The following is a 16,463-nucleotide window of genomic DNA, read 5'->3' on the forward strand; positions in this document are numbered from 1 at the left end:
TTCCAGGTGCTTCGTCTTCGGTCTGTCCAGTGCGGTACTTTCCGGCACCGGCCGCGAAAATTCCGGGAAAACCGGCCGACGCTCGATATCATCGGCCCAGAGACGGTCCGATCGGGTCGTCGGGCCATGATCACTGATGTGGTTGCCTTATCAAGACGTGAGCAGAAGGCATCGAGATTGACGGTCGAAGAGTCCGAGTTCCCTTCGTCGATCGGCAAGGTCGCGCGCCGAGAGTTGGCCGTGCACGGCCTCACCAGGTACGCGCAGTTGGCTGACCGCTCGGAGCGTGAACTGCTCGACATCCATGGCGTCGGCCCCAAGGCGATCCGCATCCTGCGTGAAGAATTGCGCCTGAGGGGCTTGAGTTTCCGAGATGAGTGAGACCCGGCTCCCGGACGGTCCAGTGCCAGAGTGGGAGCGGCACCGCGTGGAGTGATCGGCCACTGCTATCGCATCCCTGGGCGACCGTCCCAGGCCGACCAGGCATGCGCCAGGCGCCTTGGCGTCCGGTCTATCTCGACGCAGCGGGATGCCGAACGCGCACACCGTCAATGAGGGGCGCTACACCCACCGCACGTGCCCGGCCGAGGACGGGGTTCCCGAAGTCGCGCGAGTCGCCCGGCAGGGGCATCGGATGGCGGGGGATGGGCGAGGTGTAGGAGCACGTGACCCCGACGATGGCAGGAGACGAGACGAACGACCGGTCCGCCAATCAGAACAGCCCTGACGACGACACGGACGTGTCCCGGATCAGGGAGGTCTTCACCGAGCTCGAAGCCGCGTTCGCCGCCGCACGACGGCGATCCCGGCCGCCCCTGCATTGGGCACCGCAGGGACGGCCGTATCAGTCGGCGCTGGCCGGCCCCGCGAACCGGGACAGCAGCTTGAGTGAGTCGGCGGCGGAGGAGCCCTCCTCGGTGGTGACCACCGCCACCGACTGCTCCGGTGAGCGGGCAACCGCGAGGAGCTGCTGCGTAACGGTGAGTTCGCCGACCAGCGGGTGGCGCAGCCGGTAGCGGTCCGCCTCGCAGGGCTTGACTCGGTGGTCGCTCCAAAGCTCGGCGAACTCTTCCGACTGGACAGACAGCTCGCCGACCAGTGACGCCAGCAGCCCATCCTCCGGGTGGCGGCCCGCGACGAGCCGCAGGCTCCCCACGACCGCTCGTGCCTTGCGCTCCCAGTCGACGTACAGGTCCCGAGTGTGGGGGTCCAGGAACAGCATCCGCGCCAGGTTCGGCCGGTCCGCGAGGCGGTCCGGTGCGGCCGGGTCCAGGTGCCCGGCGAGCAGCGCATGGGCCATCGGGTTCCAGGCCAGCACGTCAGTGCGGCGGCCCAGGACCATTGCGGGCACGTCGCCCAGCGAGCGCAACAGGTCGCGGGTAAGGGAGTCGACCCGCTCCGGCGACGGCCGATTGAGGGGCCGGGGGCGCCGCGCAGCGAGTTCCCGCAGATGCTCGGCCTCGTGTTCGTCCAACCGCAGCGCCCGCGCGATCGCGTCCAGCACGGCGTCGGAGGCGTTGGCCGAATGCCCCTGCTCCAACCGCGTGTAGTACGACACGCTGACCCCTGCCAACTGCGCGAGCTCCTCGCGCCGCAGACCGGCCACGCGCCTGCGCCCGGGAAGCGCCGCCGAGCCCACGTCCTCGGGGCGCAACCGTGCCCGCCGCGCCCGCAAGAAGTCGCCCAGCCGGTCCGCGGCCGTCCACTCGGCCGCCCGAGAAGTCGTCATCCCAGCAGCCTAGGCGCGGCTCCCTCGCCTCCGGAACCGCGAGCCTGCCCCTGACGCGGATACGCACAGCGGAGGGCTGGCTGCCCCGACACGGGCGACGGATCCTGAGCGGGAAACGACGCCGAGCACGAAGCGGGGCCAGACGTGCAGGAACACAAGCAGGAAATCGTGCTGGGTGACGTCACGGTCGCCCGACTCGTGGAGTACTTCGGATCGGTCGACATCGCTCCGCGGACCTTCTTCCCCGAGGCGCCGGAGGAAGCTTGGCAAAAGCACAGTCCCTGGCTCGCGCCCGACTTCGTCGACGCCGACTCCGACGTCGTCATGAGTGCCATCCAGACCTGGCTGCTGCGCAGCGAGGGCCGGACCATCCTGATCGACACCGGCGTGGGCAACCACAAGGAACGCCCCTACTCGCCGGTCTGGAGCCGTAGGGAGAGCGACTTCCTGGGCGAGCTGGCCCGGGCCGGACTCGCGCCCGAGGACGTCGACCTGGTGGTCAACACCCATCTCCACGTCGACCATGTCGGCTGGAACACCCGCCTCGCGGGCCGCGAATGGGTGCCCACGTTCCCCAATGCCACCTACCTGATGCCGAAGGCGGACTTCGACTTCTGGAATCCGGCGAACGGCCACACCCCGAACCTGGGCCGCGGAAACCAGAACGTGTTCGAGGACAGTGTGGCCCCGGTATTCGCGGCCGGGCAGGCGCTGCTGTGGGAGGACGGCCACACCGTCGACGCCAACCTGCACCTGGAGGCCGCGCCAGGGCACACGCCGGGTTCCTCGGTGGTTCGGATGGCTTCGGGCGGCGACCGCGCGCTCTTCGTCGGGGACCTGGTGCACACCGCGCTGCAGATTGTGGAGCCCGACGCCAGCAGTTGCTTCTGCGAAGACCCCGCTGAGTCCCGTGCCACCCGGCGCCGGCTGCTGGGCGAGGCCGCCGACACCCGCGCACTACTGTTCCCCGCCCACCTGGGCGGACACGGCGGAGCAGAGGTCACCCGGGAGGGCGACACGTTCGCCATCGGGGAGTGGGCGCCCTTCGCCCGGATCTGAGGGCCGACCGGCTCGTCGCGGCGAGTCGGCACCGGCGGCAGCGTCGCCGAAGCCGGTACCAGCGAACAGCACAGAGCAGGAGTGCGCAGTGTCCGATCCGATCGTGACGACCACCAAGGGGGCCGTCCGCGGCAGCGCCGACGGCGCCGCGGTCCGCTTCCTTTCCATCCCCTACGCGGCGGCGCCCGCCGGCGCCGACCGGTTCGCCCCGCCCGAGCCGCCCCTCCCCTGGCCGAACGTGCGCGACGCGACGTCGCCGGGACCCACCGCGCCGCAGCCCCGCCGGGACGCCTTCGGGGAACTGGACATGTCCCCCTACTTCGGCCCCGGCTGGGTGCAGGGCGAGGAGTACCTGACCGTGAACATCTGGTCCCCGAACAGGGCCGACCGCAGTCCGGTACTGGTATTCGTGCACGGCGGGGGGTTCGTCGCCGGCTCGAACCGTGCCCCTCTGCACGACGGCGAGGCCTTCGCCCGCGACGGCGTCGTCCTCGTAACGCTGAATTACCGGCTCGGTGTCGCCGGGTTCCTGGACCTGCCCGGGGCGCCGCGCAACCGGGGGCTGCTCGATGTGTTGGCGGCCTTGCAGTGGGTGCAGCACAACATCGCGGCTTTCGGCGGCGACCCCGGAAACGTCACATTGGCGGGCCAATCGGCCGGCGCGACGACGGTCGCGGGTGTGCTGGCCGATCCGCGGGCCGAAAACCTGTTCCATCGGGCGATCGTGCAGAGCGGCAGCGGGCTGGGCGCGTTCTCCCCCGAGCAGGGCGCACGGGTGACCCGAGCAGCCGCAGAGACGCTGGGTGTGGCACCGGACGCGGAGGGCTTCGCCGCGGTGCCCGACGAGGATCTGGTCGCGGTCGTCCCCCGAATCGCGGGACTCGACCTGCGCACGGAACACCGCTTCGACCCGCTCATGGGACTCAGCCCGTTCAGCCTGGTACTGGACCGCCAACCGGCCGAAAGCCGCCTGGCCGACGTCGACCTACTCGTCGGCACCAACGCCGAGGAAGGCAACCTCTACCTCGCGCCGCAAGGCGACCTGTCCGCATCGACCGCCGAGGATGTGCATGACACCGCTGCCCGCGCCCACCGCGCCCCCGACCGGCTCGTCGCGGCCTATCAGGCGCGGCGGCCGGGCGCCGGCCCCGGCGAGCTGCGGTCGGCCATCCTGGGCGACGCGCTGTTCGGCGTCGGTACCCGCAGGCTCGCCGAGGCGCACGGCGGCGCCCACGTCTACGAATTCGCCTGGAGGTCGAGCGCTCTCGACGGGCAACTCGGGGCGGCGCACGCGATGGAGTTGCCGTTCGTGTTCGACCGGCTGAACGTTTCAGGGCTGCGCGGCCCGCAGGCGATGACGGGGCCGGACGGGGCGCCGGAAGCGTTGGCCGAGGAGATGCACGCGGCGTGGACCGGATTCGCCCGCACCGGGGATCCGGGGTGGCCGCGGTTCGGAGCGGGCGGCCGGATCCGCCGGTTCGGTGCGGTTTCGGCGACTACCGAAGCGCGGGACCTGTCCGCCTGGTAGGCGGCGCGCACCGTCACCGCCGTCTGCGGCGCGATCAGACCGTGGCCCCCTACTCCGGGATCGCCGTCGGTTGCTGCCCAACCACACCCCCGCGAGGAGGCACACATGATCGCCCTCGTCCACACCGGATTGCAGATGCCCCACACCCGCATCCGGGTCACCGGCCTCCACCAGCTCGAAACCCCGACCGGCGTCACCGGGACCGCACCCCTATGCGAGCAGGACCGGCGGCTCGGCACCATCACCGGCCCCAACGGCGGAGCCGCCCACTACCAACCCAGCGACCGCCATGCACGCAGGACTTCATCGCCCAATGCCGCAGCCGCGAGAACCATCCTGTCGACGAGGACGCCGTCCTCAGCTCCCTGAGCGATGAGTACGGATCCGGCGCACGCGTGGCCCGCGCCGACGCCGACCACATCCACTCGTGCGCAGCTTCGACCGGCGTCCTCGTACGGCCGGGTCCTGGGCCTGCTCACCCAGGGGCCCGCCGAGCAGCTTGGCGGCTCGAAGCGTTGCAACCGGACACGTAACAACACTAGGGTGGCTCTTATCTGATATTTGAGTCTTATTTAAGAATTGAGGGTCATTGTGTTCATTGCTGCCGCGACGGACAGCGTGTCCATTGCTCCGAGCTGGGATCGCCTAGCAGCGGCGGAGACTCACCGTCTGGGGGAGGTCTCTGCCGCGAACGTGGGCGACGCGCTGCAGCGGATGACCGTCATGGACGGCGGTATCCGACTGTTCACGAAGCGGGCCGTGATGCTCGGCAACGCCCTGACGGTGGACGTGCGGTCGGGTGACAACCTGGCCATACACCGGGCGCTCGACGAGGCCCGACCGGGCGACGTCCTGGTCGTCAACGGACAAGGTGACATGACCCGTGCGCTGGTCGGCGACCTCATCGGCGAGATTATGGTCAATGCCGGGGTTGTCGGCGCGGTGGTCGACGGCGCCGTCCGCGACGTTCAGGCGTTGTCCGAGATGGGGCTGGCCGTCTACGCGCGGGCGGTCACACCCGCTGGACCTTTCAAGTACGGGCCCGGTGCCATCGGCGCACCGGTGGCGGTAGGCGGCGTGGCAGTGGCGGCGGGTGACGTGCTCGTCGGTGATACCGACGGCGTCGTCGTCGTTCCACGGCACCGCGTGAGCGAGGTCGTGAACGCGGTCGACGGGATCGGCGAGAAGGAGGAGGCGCTCCGCCGGCGTATCCTCGCCGCGCGCTCCGACCATGCGGCAGCGGCCCGATGACCGTCACGCTGCCCGCCTTCCGGATCGAGGAACTGCGTCGCTGCTCGAGGCGCCCGGCCCTCGCCCCGGCCCCGCAGGGGGCCGTCTCCCTCGCCATGGGCGAGCCGGACCTCCCGACACCGCCGCCGGTGCTCGAAGCCGCGGCGGCCGCCTTGCGCAGGGGAGAGACCCATTACGCCGACCAGAGAGGCCTGCCTGAACTGCGGGCCGCGCTTGCCTCCAGGTTGCCTGCGCACCCCGGCCGGCGTTGGAGCGCCGACGACGTCGTGGTCACCCACGGCGCCACCGGCGCGCTGGCGGCCGCCGTGCTTGCGATTGTGGGACCCGGCGACCGCGTGGTGATTCCGGAGCCCGCCTACTCCCTGTACGCCGACCTGGTCGTCTTCGCCGGGGGTACCGTGGACTTCGTGCCGCTAGGCCCGGACCTGCACTGGGACCTTGACGCGCTGGCCGCTGCACTTCCCGGCGCCAGAATGATGATCCTCTCGAATCCGTCGAACCCGACCGGCATCGTGCACGGCGAGCAGGAACTCAAGGCCCTCGGGGAACTCCTCACCGGCTCCGACATCCTGGTTGTCAGCGATGAGGCCTACCACCGGCTGGTCTACCCGGGGCATGTGATGACCTCTGCGCTGGAGATCGAATCGCTGCGGGACCGGACGTTGTACGTGCAGACGTTCTCCAAGACGTATGCGATGACCGGTTGGAGGGTGGGGTACCTGACCGGGCCGCGCGAGGTGGTGGACGCGGCGGCGCACGTGCACCGGACCTATAACGGCTCGGTGAATACGGTGGTCCAACACGCGGCCCTTGCCGCCCTTGATCTGCCGGACGAGGCCGTCGATGCCATGGTCGACAGGTACCAGCACCGTCGCGGGCTCGTGCTTGCGCGGCTGGCCGGCATCGCCGGCCTGCACCTGGTTCCGCCGGAAGGAGCGTTCTACGGGTTCCTCCGCTACGACGCCGATCTTCCCTCCGATGCGGTCGCCCGAGAACTCGCCGAGCGGGGGGTGCTGGTCCGGTCGGGCACCGAGTACGGGCCCTCGGGCGAGGGGCACATCCGGATCTCGTTCGCGGCTTCCGAGGACGACCTGCGGACCGGACTGACCCGCATCGTCCATCACCTCGGCATGTGAGGTCCTGATGGGATCGGGTGCGTACTACGTACCGATGCGTTCGAGCCGTAGAACCCACCGCGATCGGACGCGATATCCTTTGCGTGCCCTTCTACCAGGCGAAGGAGGTCCGTGTCCGATCAGCAGGCCGCTCCGCGCGGGGGCCGAAAGTTGCGCAGTGACACCCGCCGCAACCGCCGCCGCCTCCTCGAGGCCGTCGGCGAGCTCGCCAGGGAGGCGCCTGACCAGCTCACCATGCCTGCCATCGCGTCCAGGGCGGAGATCGGTCCGGCGACCGCCTACCGCTACTACTCCTCGATGGAGGAGGTTCTCGCGGCCTATGTGCTCAGCGTCGTCGAAGAGCTCCGCGATTTCAGCACGGCATCGAGCGCGGAAGGACGACCGCTGTTCGATTCCGTCGTCGGCAAATGGGTGGACCTGCTCGCCGAGCACGGCCCGGCACTGGTGCAGCTTCGATCCCGACGGGGTTACCTGGAACGGCTCCATGCGGGGAACGAGATCATAGCTACTATGCGGAATGCCTGGCTTCGGCCGGTGCAGGGGCTGCTCGACGACATCGGCCTGTCGCACGAGATGATCGAGTACGCGCTGTTCATCAGTAACATGATGTTCGATCCGCGGGAGATTCAGGACCTGTTGCAGGAGACGGACCTGTGCCGTCGTGAGGTCGTCACCCGGTTGACCGAGGCCTACGGCGGTGCGTTGCGCGGGTGGGCGCGGGCAGGCTGATCGCCCAGGCGCCGACGGCACCGGCCCGCTCCAGCGGACTCCTCGCCTGACTCTCCGTTCACCACGCTCATCACCGGCGACCGGCCGGCGGGCGATCACTCCTTCTACCCGGGAAAGAACCGCCGCCGCGGGATGAATGCCCGGGTCGTGCACCCCCACGGTGATCCGTGGGTCTCCGGTGTGCTTCCGGGCGCCGTGCACACCACCGGAGTCGCGCGCGTGTGGCGCATCGGGCGCGGATCGCGGCCGCAGACGCGCGATGGCCCAGGCAACGAACCGGCGCCTCCTCCGCCGGCTGCGGTGCCGCCCCCACCGCGCCACCGAGATCGCCCCGCGGTGCTGGTCCTGTAGCGCCGGGTCGGCGTCGATGAGCGGGCAGACAGGGCGGCATCCGCGGGTCGGCCCACGGCGTTCGCCGACCCTGCCACCGCGCCCGCTCCCGCAGGATCCGGCCACCCGGCGGCAGGTAAGCAAGCCCGCACGATTCCCGGCGAACCCTCAGGGGCACGTGCTTGTACCGACACAACATAAATGATAAGTTTCTCTCAAATTATATACGTATCTATTGTGCTTGGTTGGCCAGGAGGTCGGCAGTGGCAAGGCAAGAGGTGGAAGGGGAGCCCGCCGAATCGGCCGGTTCCACCCTCCGGGCGGGTGAGCTTGAAGTCGGATACATCGATGTCGGCAGCGGTGTGCCCCTCGTGCTCATTCACGGCGGCGAGGGCGACCGCACCGCGTACGCGACGCTCCGCGCGCACCTCGGTTCAGGAATACGGGCGATCTCCTACGATCAACGCGATTCGGGGATCACCGTGAACCCACCGGTCCCGTATACCTTGGGCGACCTCGGCGACGACGTCGTCGACCTGCTGGATGCGCTGGGACTCCAGAGTGCGCACCTGCTGGGCACCTCCTTCGGCGGCGCCGTCGCTCAGCACGCCGCACTCCGGCATCCCGAGCGGGTCGCGTCCCTCACCCTGGTCGCCACCACGCCGAGCTTCGCGCTGGGCGCCGACTCGATCGACAAACTGCTGAACCTGTCCTACGGCGACCTGCGGAACGCGGTCGACGACTACTTCGTCACCCCCGAAGGCCAGGCCAGGATCGGCGCCCGGGCCGCCCAGACACTCGTCTCCCGTGATCCCGAGCAGCGTGCCCGCCGCCATGCCGCCGCCCGAGAGCACGAGATCCGGGACCTCCTCGGGGAGATCGCCGCACCCACCCTGATCGTGCACGGGACCGAGGACCTGCTGGCCCCCTACGCCGGCGCCGTCCTGATGGAGCAACGGATTCCGAACGCCGAACTGCGTTCGATCGAAGGAGGGCGACACGCTGTCGGGATGGAGTTCGCGGACAGGATCGCCCTCTGGGCGCGCGAGTTCCTGGGCGTGACCGCGAAGTGAACGGCGCGATGCAGGCCCGCCTCCGGCGGGCACCGGTGCCAGGCGGCGCGCGCCCGCGACAGATGCCGGTCCGCAACCATGACTGACGCGAGCCGCGCTGTCGCGGACCGGATGGCCGAGGCGGCCCAGGCGTGGCTGGACTCCCTCGATGCGGATCAGCGCGCGGTTGCGGTCGGGCCGCGGCCGGGCGCGGACGGTGCGGTCGAGGCCGAACGCACCACCTGGTTCTACACGCCCACCGATCACGGCGGCCTCACCTTCCACCAGCAGCGCCCCGCCCAGCACCGCCTGGTGATGCGGCTGGTCGCCAGCGGACTCTCCGAAGCCGGGTACACCACCGTCGCCACCGTGCTCGGACTGGAGAACGTGCTCGACCGCACCGAAGGCTTCTCGGTGAACTGGGGGAGGGAACGCACCCGCGATCCAAGCATGTACTACCTTCGGGTCTTCGGCGAGCCCGGCGGATCGCAGCCGTGGGGATGGCGGTTCGGCGGCCACCACGTTTCGCTCAACAACCTCGTGGTTGACGGGCGCGTGGCTGCCACCACGCCGTGCTTCCTTGGCGCCGACCCGGCCGTGTCGCCGCTACTAGGGGGTGCGGTGCTGCGCCCGCTGGGGACGGCCGAGGATCTGGCCCGCGAGCTGATCCGATCCTTGCGGCCAGAGCTCGCGACCGAGGCGGTGCTGCTGCCACGCGCTCCCAACGACATCGTGGCGGGCAACACCACCCGGATCGAGGACCGCGTGGTGAGGCGCCGCGAACTCTGGCGTCCTGGCCAGCACACCCCGGACGGTGCCGAGAACCCGGCAACCGGCCTCTACGGCGCGGACCGGGAGGCGGTGGCGCTCACACCGACGCCCAGGGGCGTTCCGGGCGCCGAGCTCGACGCCGCGCAGCAGGAGCTGCTGCGTGCCCTGCTGGGCACCTACCTCGAACGCGTCCCGGACGGCGTGTCCCCGCTGTCCCGCTACGACGACCCGGCGGCGCTAGACGCCGTGCACTTCGCCTGGGCCGGTTCCACCACGCCGGGCGAGCCGCACTACTACCGCTTGCAGGGCCCCCGCTTGCTCGTCGAATGGACCAACGTTCAGCGCGGTGTCAACCATGCCCACGCCGTGTGGCGCGATCCGGAGTCCGACTTCGGCGGCGACGTCCTCGCTGCCCACCACACCGCCCATCACGTGCCATAAGAACGGGATGTGACAGACATGGCCGGTCGACAGCCATCACCGACCGACGCTGCCCCGGACAAGACGCGCCCCACACTGCGGGGGTCCTTCGGCATGTGCGCGTCGACGCACTGGCTGGCTTCCGCGACGGCCCAGTCCGTATTGGAGCGGGGCGGCAACGCCTTCGACGCGGCGACGGCCGGTGCCTTCGTGCTACATGCGGCCGAACCCCATCTCAACGGGCCGGGCGGCGATCTGGTCGCCATGCTCGCAACCGCGTCAGGCTCGTCTCCGCTCGTGCTGGTGGGACAGGGCCACGCTCCGCAGGGAGCCACGATCGAGCACTTCCGAGCCGAAGGGCTAGACCACGTCCCAGGCGCGGGTGCCTTGGCCGCAGCCGTCCCGGGCGCCGTCGATTCGTGGCTCTGGCTGCTCGCCGAGTTCGGCACCTGGGAGATCGCCGACGTCTTGGCCTACGCAATCCACTACGCGGGGCAGGGAGTTCCGGTCGTACCCCAATTGGCGCGCGTAATGGCCACAGTGGAGGATCTCTTCCGCACGCATTGGCCGACGTCTTACGCGCTGTGGATGCCCGGAGGACGGGTCCCCCAACCGCATGAGACTCTCGTCAACCCCGCCTACGCCCGGACCCTGCACCGGCTGATCACCGAGGGTGCCGGCGAGACGAGGACCGCACGGATCGATTCCGCGCGGCGCGCTTGGCGAACCGGTTTCGTGGCGGGCGCCGTAGCGGAGTTCGTGGCCACGCCCCATCGGCATTCCTCAGGCGGGGATCACGCCGGGGTGATCACCGCGGCTGACTTCACCGACTTCCTTCCGTCCCTGGAGTCCGCGGTCACCGCGCAGTCCCGGGGGATCACGGTCGCCAAGGCGGGCCTGTGGTCCCAAGGCCCCGTGCTTCTGCAGGCCCTCAGCATTCTCGACCACTTCGACGACGAACAGATCGATCCGTCGACCGCCGGCGGAATCCACACCATCACCGAGGCTTTGAAACTGGCCTTGGCCGACCGCGAAGCGTTCTACGGGCATCTGGACCCTGCGAAGGCGCAGACGATTGTGCGCCATCTGATGTCCCCTCGGTACAGCAAGGAGCGCGCCGACCTGATCAGCGCCGTCGCGTCGACCGCGTTCCGGCCCGGTGACATCGGCGTCACACCGTACACACCACCGCTCGCCACCGAGAAGCGTGTCGTCCGAGCAAGCGGAGTGGGAGAGCCCACGGTGCAGCAGACCGGGGAGACCCGCGGCGACACCTGCCACATCGACGTCGTCGATCGCTGGGGGAACTTCATCTCCGCCACACCGTCGGGAGGGTGGCTCCAGTCTTCCCCCGCCGTGCCGGATCTCGGTTTCGCGCTGGGAACACGTCTTCAGATGGCATGGCTGGACCCGGCTGCCCCGTCATGCCTGGCACCCGGGCGGCGGCCTCGTACGACGCTGAGTCCGACGCTGCTGCTGCGCAACGGCAGCCCTGTGGGCGCGCTGGGCACGCCGGGCGGTGACAAGCAAGACCAGTGGCAACTGCTGTACCTCGTGCGCACACTCGTTCTCGGGCAGGATCCGCAGGAGGCGATCGACGCACCCGCGTTCCACACCACCGCGGTGCCGAGTTCGTTCTGGCCGCGGACCTGGACGCCGGGCGGTTTGGTCATCGAGGAACGAGCGGGCAGGACGGTCATCGACGAGTTGCGCGAACGCGGGCATGACGTGACCGTCGCGGGATCATGGAGCCAGGGTCGGCTGTCGGCCGTCACGCGCGATCCGGATAGCGGCATCCTCCAGGCGGCGGCGAACCCGCGCGGTGCCCAAGGTTACGCGGCAGGGCGATGAGCGCCATCGGGTCCGGCCCTCGCACCAGTGCCGAGCTTGTTCCACGGCCTGTCATGCCACTGGGCCGGATGCTCGGCGCCACCTTCGCCAGGGGCAGCGTGGTCATCCCCGGCGGGGCCGCCGCCGCTGGGTCCGGTCGTGGCGCCGGCATCCTTCATCGTCGGCACGGCCGCCGCCGGGCGGGTGCTGCGCACCGCCTCTCCGGGCTGGAGCGGCCGGTGCACGGGGCTGCTGGGCGCCGTTTGGACCGCTACTGGCCGCTGCGGCGCCCGGCCTGGCGGTAAACGGCGGGCAGCCGCTCGCCCCCGCGCGTTGATCGTGTTCGCGGCGCAGTAGTCAGGTTCACGAAGGAACGATCTACCAGCCGCCCACCGCTCTCGCGGCCTGACAACCCCATAGAAGCACCCCCGTCCGGTCGCGAAGCAGTCACGAGTGTTCGGCGGCGACCTCCCGCGGCCAGCGTCGCGTCTGGCGCCGGTTGGCCGGCAGAACACGACTACGGGCTACTCGCTGATGACGACGGAACTATCGAACGCGACGAACTTGGCAAAGTCCCTGCCGATCCTCGTGACGGCGTCCGCGTCGGGCGCAATGTACGCCCAAGCGACATCCTTCGGGCCGCCGACGTGGGAGTAATACTCGGCCTGCCCCTTCCAGGGGCACGTATACACAGTTGGGCTCGATTCCAGCATCGACCAATTGATAGAGCTCGGCGGGAAATACCAGTTCCCCTCGATCATGACGAGTTCTTTGGCGTCCGCAGTCGCGATGGCCCTGTCCCCGAGTGTGGCTTTCATGTCGTCCTTTCGATGAAATCGATGGATACTTCTCACGGCTGGGCGAATCGATTCTTCTCTACCCGTTCACGCTCCGACCACATTTCGTGGGGGTATCCCAACTTCGGCGCGCTCACCTTGTCCAGCCATTCAAGCTGACGCGTTGAGATATCCAGCTCGCTGGCCGCGAGGTTAGACGTGAGCTGATCTACGCTCCTCGGTCCAACGATGGGGATCACCCCCTTCGACATCGACCACTTGATCGCTACCCGCTCTGGAGTCGTATCGAGCTCCCGAGCGACGCTCTCGACAGCATCCAGAATAGTCGTCTTGGCGGGGGCGTCTTCCTTGTGAAGGAACTGGCTGATCGAGCTCTGTGCGCGACCTGTTGCGCCCCGCCGATACTTGCCCGTCAGAAGGCCACCCCCGAGAGGCGAGAACCCGAGGACGCCCAAGCCAAAGGCTTCTGCCATCGGCACCAACTCCCGGTCGGCGCTACGCTCGACGAGACTGTACTCGGCCTGAATCGCCACTAGAGGGGCCCAACCCTGCTGCTGCGCTAGGGTAACTCCCGTTGCCACACGCCATGCGGGGAAACTCGAAAGGCCGGCATACAGAATCTTGCCGGCGCGCGTCAGATCATCGAAGGCTCGCAATATTTCTTCGACGGATGTGGATTCGTCGGCCACGTGGGCCCAGAGCACGTCCACCCGGTCGGTGCCCAGTCGACGCAAGCTCTGCTCCAGAGACTGGACCATCGCTTTTCGGCTGTTCCCGGTCAATTGGAGGCCGCTGCCCGCTGAAGACCCCATAGTGTACTTTGTCGCCAGAACTATGTCCTCGCGATCCGAGGATATGATATCTGAGAGGTACTCCTCAGCCTCCCCCGACTGATAGTTGGAAGCGGTATCAATGAAGTTTCCTCCCGCTTCTCTATAGGTGTCATACATCGCTCGAGCCTCGGGCGCATGCGCCCCATGCCCCCAGCCCATGCCAAAATTTCCTGTCCCCAGCGACAGTTCCGATACTCGCAGCCCCGATCTTCCGAGAAATCGGTATCGCATACGTCTCTTTACTCCTCGCGTCGATCCGGCATGAGTAGGCTCCTCACACCTGGCAGCTCCCGCCGCCAGACACCCATCGTTCCCATCGCTGGGCGTATAGTCCATAACATGGAGTCCAGTAGTATTTACCGATCGTCCAGCACTGAGGTCCCCCTCGATGCACATGACCCCTTCCGGGACGCCCTAGCGCTGGCGCGACCCCGGACCGTCGCTCCCGTCCCGCTCCACGCGACGGCGCCGTGGAGCGCTCAGTTCTCCCCATTCCCACACATCAAGCTCGGCGTGATAGTGGAAGGCGAGTGCTGGCTGTGCGTCGACGGACTGGAACCTCTTTTCCTGAGCACGGGCGATTTCTATCTTCTCGGAAATCCACCCCCTTATGGCCTCGGGAGCTCGATTGAGGCAGCCCGAGCCCGCGACTCGAAGGGTCCGCCCCGCCAGGAAATTTCCGCGAGTAGACCCGAGATCCCTCAAGGCTCCGTCATCTACACATGCAGCGTCGACTTCGAGTTTCAAGATTCCGATGCATCGATCCTATTTTCATCGCTCCCTCCGGCTATGCTTGTTAAAGCAGGCGATACCGACGGAAGACTGCTCTGGAATATTGCGACCCTACTCGTCTCCGAGATCGAGACGCAAAAGGCGGGCCGCTCTCTTGTCCTTGAGCATCTAGCCCAGATTCTTCTGGTGCATATGTTGAGGTCGCACGCCGGTTCGTCCCATGAGCCCCTGGGATGGCTTGCGTCGGTTGCCGACGACGGGATCGGGGCAGCGTTACGAGCTATACATGCTGAACCGCGCCATCGCTGGACTCTCGAAGAACTCGCTAAAATTGCGATGATGTCGAGATCAGCTTTCGCTGCGAACTTCAGAAATAGAGTAGGAAGGCCTCCTTCGGATTACCTCATTGAATGGCGAATGCAGCTGGCGCGTGCCGCGCTGCGCACGGAGGACTCCCTTGCGGCCATAGCAGCGGCCATCGGATACCAGTCCGAAAGTGCTTTCAGTACCGCTTTTCGGCGCGTTGTGGGGATGTCACCACGAGAGTTCCGCGTCTCACTGCGTGCGCAGGAGAGGGGTCGTAGGTCCGGTAATTCTGTCCCGGTGGGGCCGTCCGAGGTCTACAATCTGGATTCCAGATACGGCGACTGAGCCTGGATCAGGGATCGATTCATTTCTGATCGTCAAGTGCGCCTGCCCCCCGCGGCGGCCTGAGCCCGCACGGCGCCTGGGCCCACTTCGTCGCCACCGCGGCAGCTGCGGCGTGCCTCCAAGACGGCCACCCCGTGGCTCCGACCCGCGCGCTAAGCGCGTGGGGCCGCGCCGCGGTGACGTCGCACCAAGTTGGACGGCCAGGACGATCGCGATCACGAATGCGCCGAGGGCGACCGCGATGTAGCTGAACACGCCCGTAGCGGAGTTCTCCGTGGATCCGCCGACGACCACGGTGGTGGCTTCGAGCACCGCCGAACCCACGAAGTTCAACACCACCGAACCGATCGCGACCATGACCACGACCAGGCTGGACACGCCGCCCTGGCGGTCGGCGGAGGCCAGGGCGCCGGCCATGTTGAAACCGGACGTCATAAGCGCGCCCGCCGCAAGGCCCAGCACGAAGACGAAGAAGACCGCCGCGCCGAACCGGGAAACCCCCAGGAACATGCCGGCGGTCCCCGCCGTGCCCAGTGCCGCTCCGGCAGCCAGGGTCGCGGCCGGCCCGATGCGTGTCGCGAGCGCTCCGGCCACCGGTCCGCCGACCATGACCCCGCCGGCCGGCAAGGCGAATATCAGGGCGAGCGATCCCTGCTCGGCGAGGCCGTACCCGAGGCGGAGACTCCCCGGGACGTCACCGACGATGCCGATGAGTTGGAGCATGCTCTGGTAGGCGCCGGTGCCGAGGACGACCACGAGGAGCGTGAGCACCAGCGGCCCGCGGAGGTCGCGGACGTCGATCACGGGTTCGGGTTTGCGGCTCGTAACCAGGAACCATCGGGCCAGAGCCGCGGCGCCGGCGCCCAGGAGGGCGAGCGGGCCGACGGCGAACCAGCCGAACTGCGTCCCGAGACTGATGTAGCTGAGCACCGCTGCCAAGCCTCCGCCGAGGAGCAGGGCTCCGGTGACGTCGATCCTGCCCCGGATCCTGACCGGGGATTCGGGGATGAGGACGCGCACGCCGATCGCCATGGCGAGTGCGACGGCCGCCGAGAGCAGAAACAGGCTCTGGAAGCCGAACCGCGCGGCCAGCGCCTCGACGAAGAACGAGTCGAAGAGGCTGAGGACCGCGGAGCCGGAGGTCACAATACCCACGGCGACCATCGCGATACGGGGTGCGCAGGCATCGCGAATGAGCGCCACCGTGAGGAACATGGCTGCCACGGCCGCCCCGTGCAGCATGCGCCCGGCGACGAACAGCCAGAGGGCGGGGGCGGCGGCGCACACCAGCGCCCCCGCGCAGCTGATGAGCAGCGTCACCCCGAGCACTTTCCGTTTCCCGTGGATGTCGGCGCTCTTGCCGAGCACCGGGGCCCACATCGCTCCCGCCAGCATCGCGCTGGCGCTGAGCCAGGCCGCCTGGTCGGTGTCGAAGTGGTCGAGCATGTCGGAGAGGACCACCAGGGGCGCCCCGATCGCCGTGTCGGCCATGAAGTTGACCAGGATCAGGACGGCCAACTGGCCCGCGAGCAACGGGTTCCACCGCGTGTGCTGTCGGCCCCTACAATGTCGTCGTCGACGCATGGCTGCACTCGACGGCCGAAGCCCACGACCT

The 16,463-nt window shown here is 68.5% G+C and carries 15 protein-coding genes; 11 read left to right on the plus strand and 4 right to left on the minus strand.

Annotation, left to right across the window (positions count from 1 at the left end; genetic code table 11):
- Positions 1-126: 126 nt before the first annotated feature.
- Complete coding sequence (locus tag LP52_RS06755) at positions 127-381, plus strand: helix-hairpin-helix domain-containing protein (protein ID WP_052809529.1); 255 nt, start codon at positions 127-129, stop codon at positions 379-381.
- Between the two features lie 463 nt (positions 382-844).
- Here LP52_RS06755 and LP52_RS06760 read toward each other — a convergent pair whose 3' ends face one another.
- Positions 845-1,729: a helix-turn-helix domain-containing protein gene (locus tag LP52_RS06760; RefSeq protein ID WP_040271680.1), complete on the minus strand. Its 885-nt coding sequence runs from the start codon at positions 1,727-1,729 to the stop codon at positions 845-847.
- Positions 1,730-1,873: 144 nt separating this feature from the next.
- Between LP52_RS06760 and LP52_RS06765 the strand changes: the two genes are divergently transcribed.
- The 9 genes from LP52_RS06765 (at position 1,874) to LP52_RS06805 (ending at position 11,856) form a co-directional block, all read left to right on the plus strand.
- On the plus strand, positions 1,874-2,788 hold the full coding sequence (locus tag LP52_RS06765) for an MBL fold metallo-hydrolase (protein WP_040271683.1): 915 nt from the start codon (positions 1,874-1,876) through the stop codon (positions 2,786-2,788).
- A gap of 88 nt (positions 2,789-2,876) precedes the next feature.
- The gene (locus tag LP52_RS06770) at positions 2,877-4,316 is read left to right on the plus strand and encodes a carboxylesterase/lipase family protein (protein ID WP_040271685.1); all 1,440 of its coding nucleotides are present in this window, start codon (positions 2,877-2,879) and stop codon (positions 4,314-4,316) included.
- A gap of 105 nt (positions 4,317-4,421) precedes the next feature.
- Positions 4,422-4,685, plus strand: coding sequence for a hypothetical protein (locus LP52_RS06775; protein ID WP_040271686.1), 264 nt, complete (start codon positions 4,422-4,424; stop codon positions 4,683-4,685).
- A gap of 249 nt (positions 4,686-4,934) precedes the next feature.
- A complete protein-coding gene (locus LP52_RS06780) occupies positions 4,935-5,567 on the plus strand; it encodes an RraA family protein (RefSeq protein ID WP_238580769.1) in 633 nt (210 codons plus the stop codon).
- On the plus strand, positions 5,564-6,703 hold the full coding sequence (locus LP52_RS06785; RefSeq protein WP_040271691.1) for a pyridoxal phosphate-dependent aminotransferase: 1,140 nt from the start codon (positions 5,564-5,566) through the stop codon (positions 6,701-6,703). Before LP52_RS06780 ends, LP52_RS06785 begins: the two co-directional genes overlap by 4 nt.
- A 111-nt stretch (positions 6,704-6,814) precedes the next feature.
- A complete protein-coding gene (locus LP52_RS06790) occupies positions 6,815-7,432 on the plus strand; it encodes a TetR/AcrR family transcriptional regulator (RefSeq protein ID WP_040271692.1) in 618 nt (205 codons plus the stop codon).
- A 593-nt stretch (positions 7,433-8,025) separates the two neighbouring features.
- The gene (locus LP52_RS06795; protein ID WP_052809530.1) at positions 8,026-8,835 is read left to right on the plus strand and encodes an alpha/beta fold hydrolase; all 810 of its coding nucleotides are present in this window, start codon (positions 8,026-8,028) and stop codon (positions 8,833-8,835) included.
- Between the two features lie 78 nt (positions 8,836-8,913).
- Positions 8,914-10,026 carry a DUF3500 domain-containing protein gene (locus LP52_RS06800; protein ID WP_040271694.1) on the plus strand — a complete coding sequence of 371 codons (1,113 nt, stop codon included), beginning with the start codon at positions 8,914-8,916 and terminating at the stop codon, positions 10,024-10,026.
- An 18-nt stretch (positions 10,027-10,044) separates the two neighbouring features.
- Entirely contained in the window at positions 10,045-11,856 is a 1,812-nt protein-coding gene (locus tag LP52_RS06805; protein ID WP_040271700.1) for a gamma-glutamyltransferase family protein, read from the plus strand.
- A 503-nt stretch (positions 11,857-12,359) separates the two neighbouring features.
- Here LP52_RS06805 and LP52_RS06810 read toward each other — a convergent pair.
- Together LP52_RS06810 and LP52_RS06815 are read right to left on the minus strand one after the other, a co-directional pair.
- A complete protein-coding gene (locus LP52_RS06810; RefSeq protein ID WP_040271702.1) occupies positions 12,360-12,653 on the minus strand; it encodes a DUF427 domain-containing protein in 294 nt (97 codons plus the stop codon).
- A gap of 32 nt (positions 12,654-12,685) precedes the next feature.
- Positions 12,686-13,861, minus strand: a complete 1,176-nt coding sequence (locus LP52_RS06815) for an aldo/keto reductase (RefSeq protein ID WP_338011620.1) — start codon at positions 13,859-13,861, stop codon at positions 12,686-12,688.
- On the opposite strand from LP52_RS06815, the gene LP52_RS28935 reads away from it, so the two are divergent.
- On the plus strand, positions 13,805-14,848 hold the full coding sequence (locus LP52_RS28935) for an AraC family transcriptional regulator (protein ID WP_084722966.1): 1,044 nt from the start codon (positions 13,805-13,807) through the stop codon (positions 14,846-14,848). The two genes, LP52_RS06815 and LP52_RS28935, sit on opposite strands and share 57 nt — an antisense overlap.
- Here LP52_RS28935 and LP52_RS06820 read toward each other — a convergent pair.
- Complete coding sequence (locus LP52_RS06820; protein WP_084722967.1) at positions 14,753-16,432, minus strand: MFS transporter; 1,680 nt, start codon at positions 16,430-16,432, stop codon at positions 14,753-14,755. The genes LP52_RS28935 and LP52_RS06820 overlap by 96 nt on opposite strands.
- Between the last annotated feature and the right edge of the window lie 31 nt (positions 16,433-16,463).

The organism is Streptomonospora alba (assembly GCF_000826685.1).
GTDB lineage: Bacteria > Actinomycetota > Actinomycetes > Streptosporangiales > Streptosporangiaceae > Streptomonospora > Streptomonospora alba.

Excerpts from the sequence above, each read along its gene's own strand:
- LP52_RS06755 (WP_052809529.1), top strand. The coding sequence starts at position 127 with ATGATCACTGATGTGGTTGCCTTATCAAGACGTGAGCAGAAGGCATCG.
- LP52_RS06760 (WP_040271680.1), bottom strand. The coding sequence starts at position 1,729 with ATGACGACTTCTCGGGCGGCCGAGTGGACGGCCGCGGACCGGCTGGGC.
- LP52_RS06775 (WP_040271686.1), top strand. The coding sequence starts at position 4,422 with ATGATCGCCCTCGTCCACACCGGATTGCAGATGCCCCACACCCGCATC.
- LP52_RS06785 (WP_040271691.1), top strand. The coding sequence starts at position 5,564 with ATGACCGTCACGCTGCCCGCCTTCCGGATCGAGGAACTGCGTCGCTGC.
- LP52_RS06800 (WP_040271694.1), top strand. The coding sequence starts at position 8,914 with ATGACTGACGCGAGCCGCGCTGTCGCGGACCGGATGGCCGAGGCGGCC.
- LP52_RS06805 (WP_040271700.1), top strand. The coding sequence starts at position 10,045 with ATGGCCGGTCGACAGCCATCACCGACCGACGCTGCCCCGGACAAGACG.
- LP52_RS06810 (WP_040271702.1), bottom strand. The coding sequence starts at position 12,653 with ATGAAAGCCACACTCGGGGACAGGGCCATCGCGACTGCGGACGCCAAA.
- LP52_RS28935 (WP_084722966.1), top strand. The coding sequence starts at position 13,805 with ATGGAGTCCAGTAGTATTTACCGATCGTCCAGCACTGAGGTCCCCCTC.
- LP52_RS06815 (WP_338011620.1), bottom strand. The coding sequence starts at position 13,861 with ATGTGCATCGAGGGGGACCTCAGTGCTGGACGATCGGTAAATACTACT.
- LP52_RS06820 (WP_084722967.1), bottom strand. The coding sequence starts at position 16,432 with ATGCGTCGACGACGACATTGTAGGGGCCGACAGCACACGCGGTGGAAC.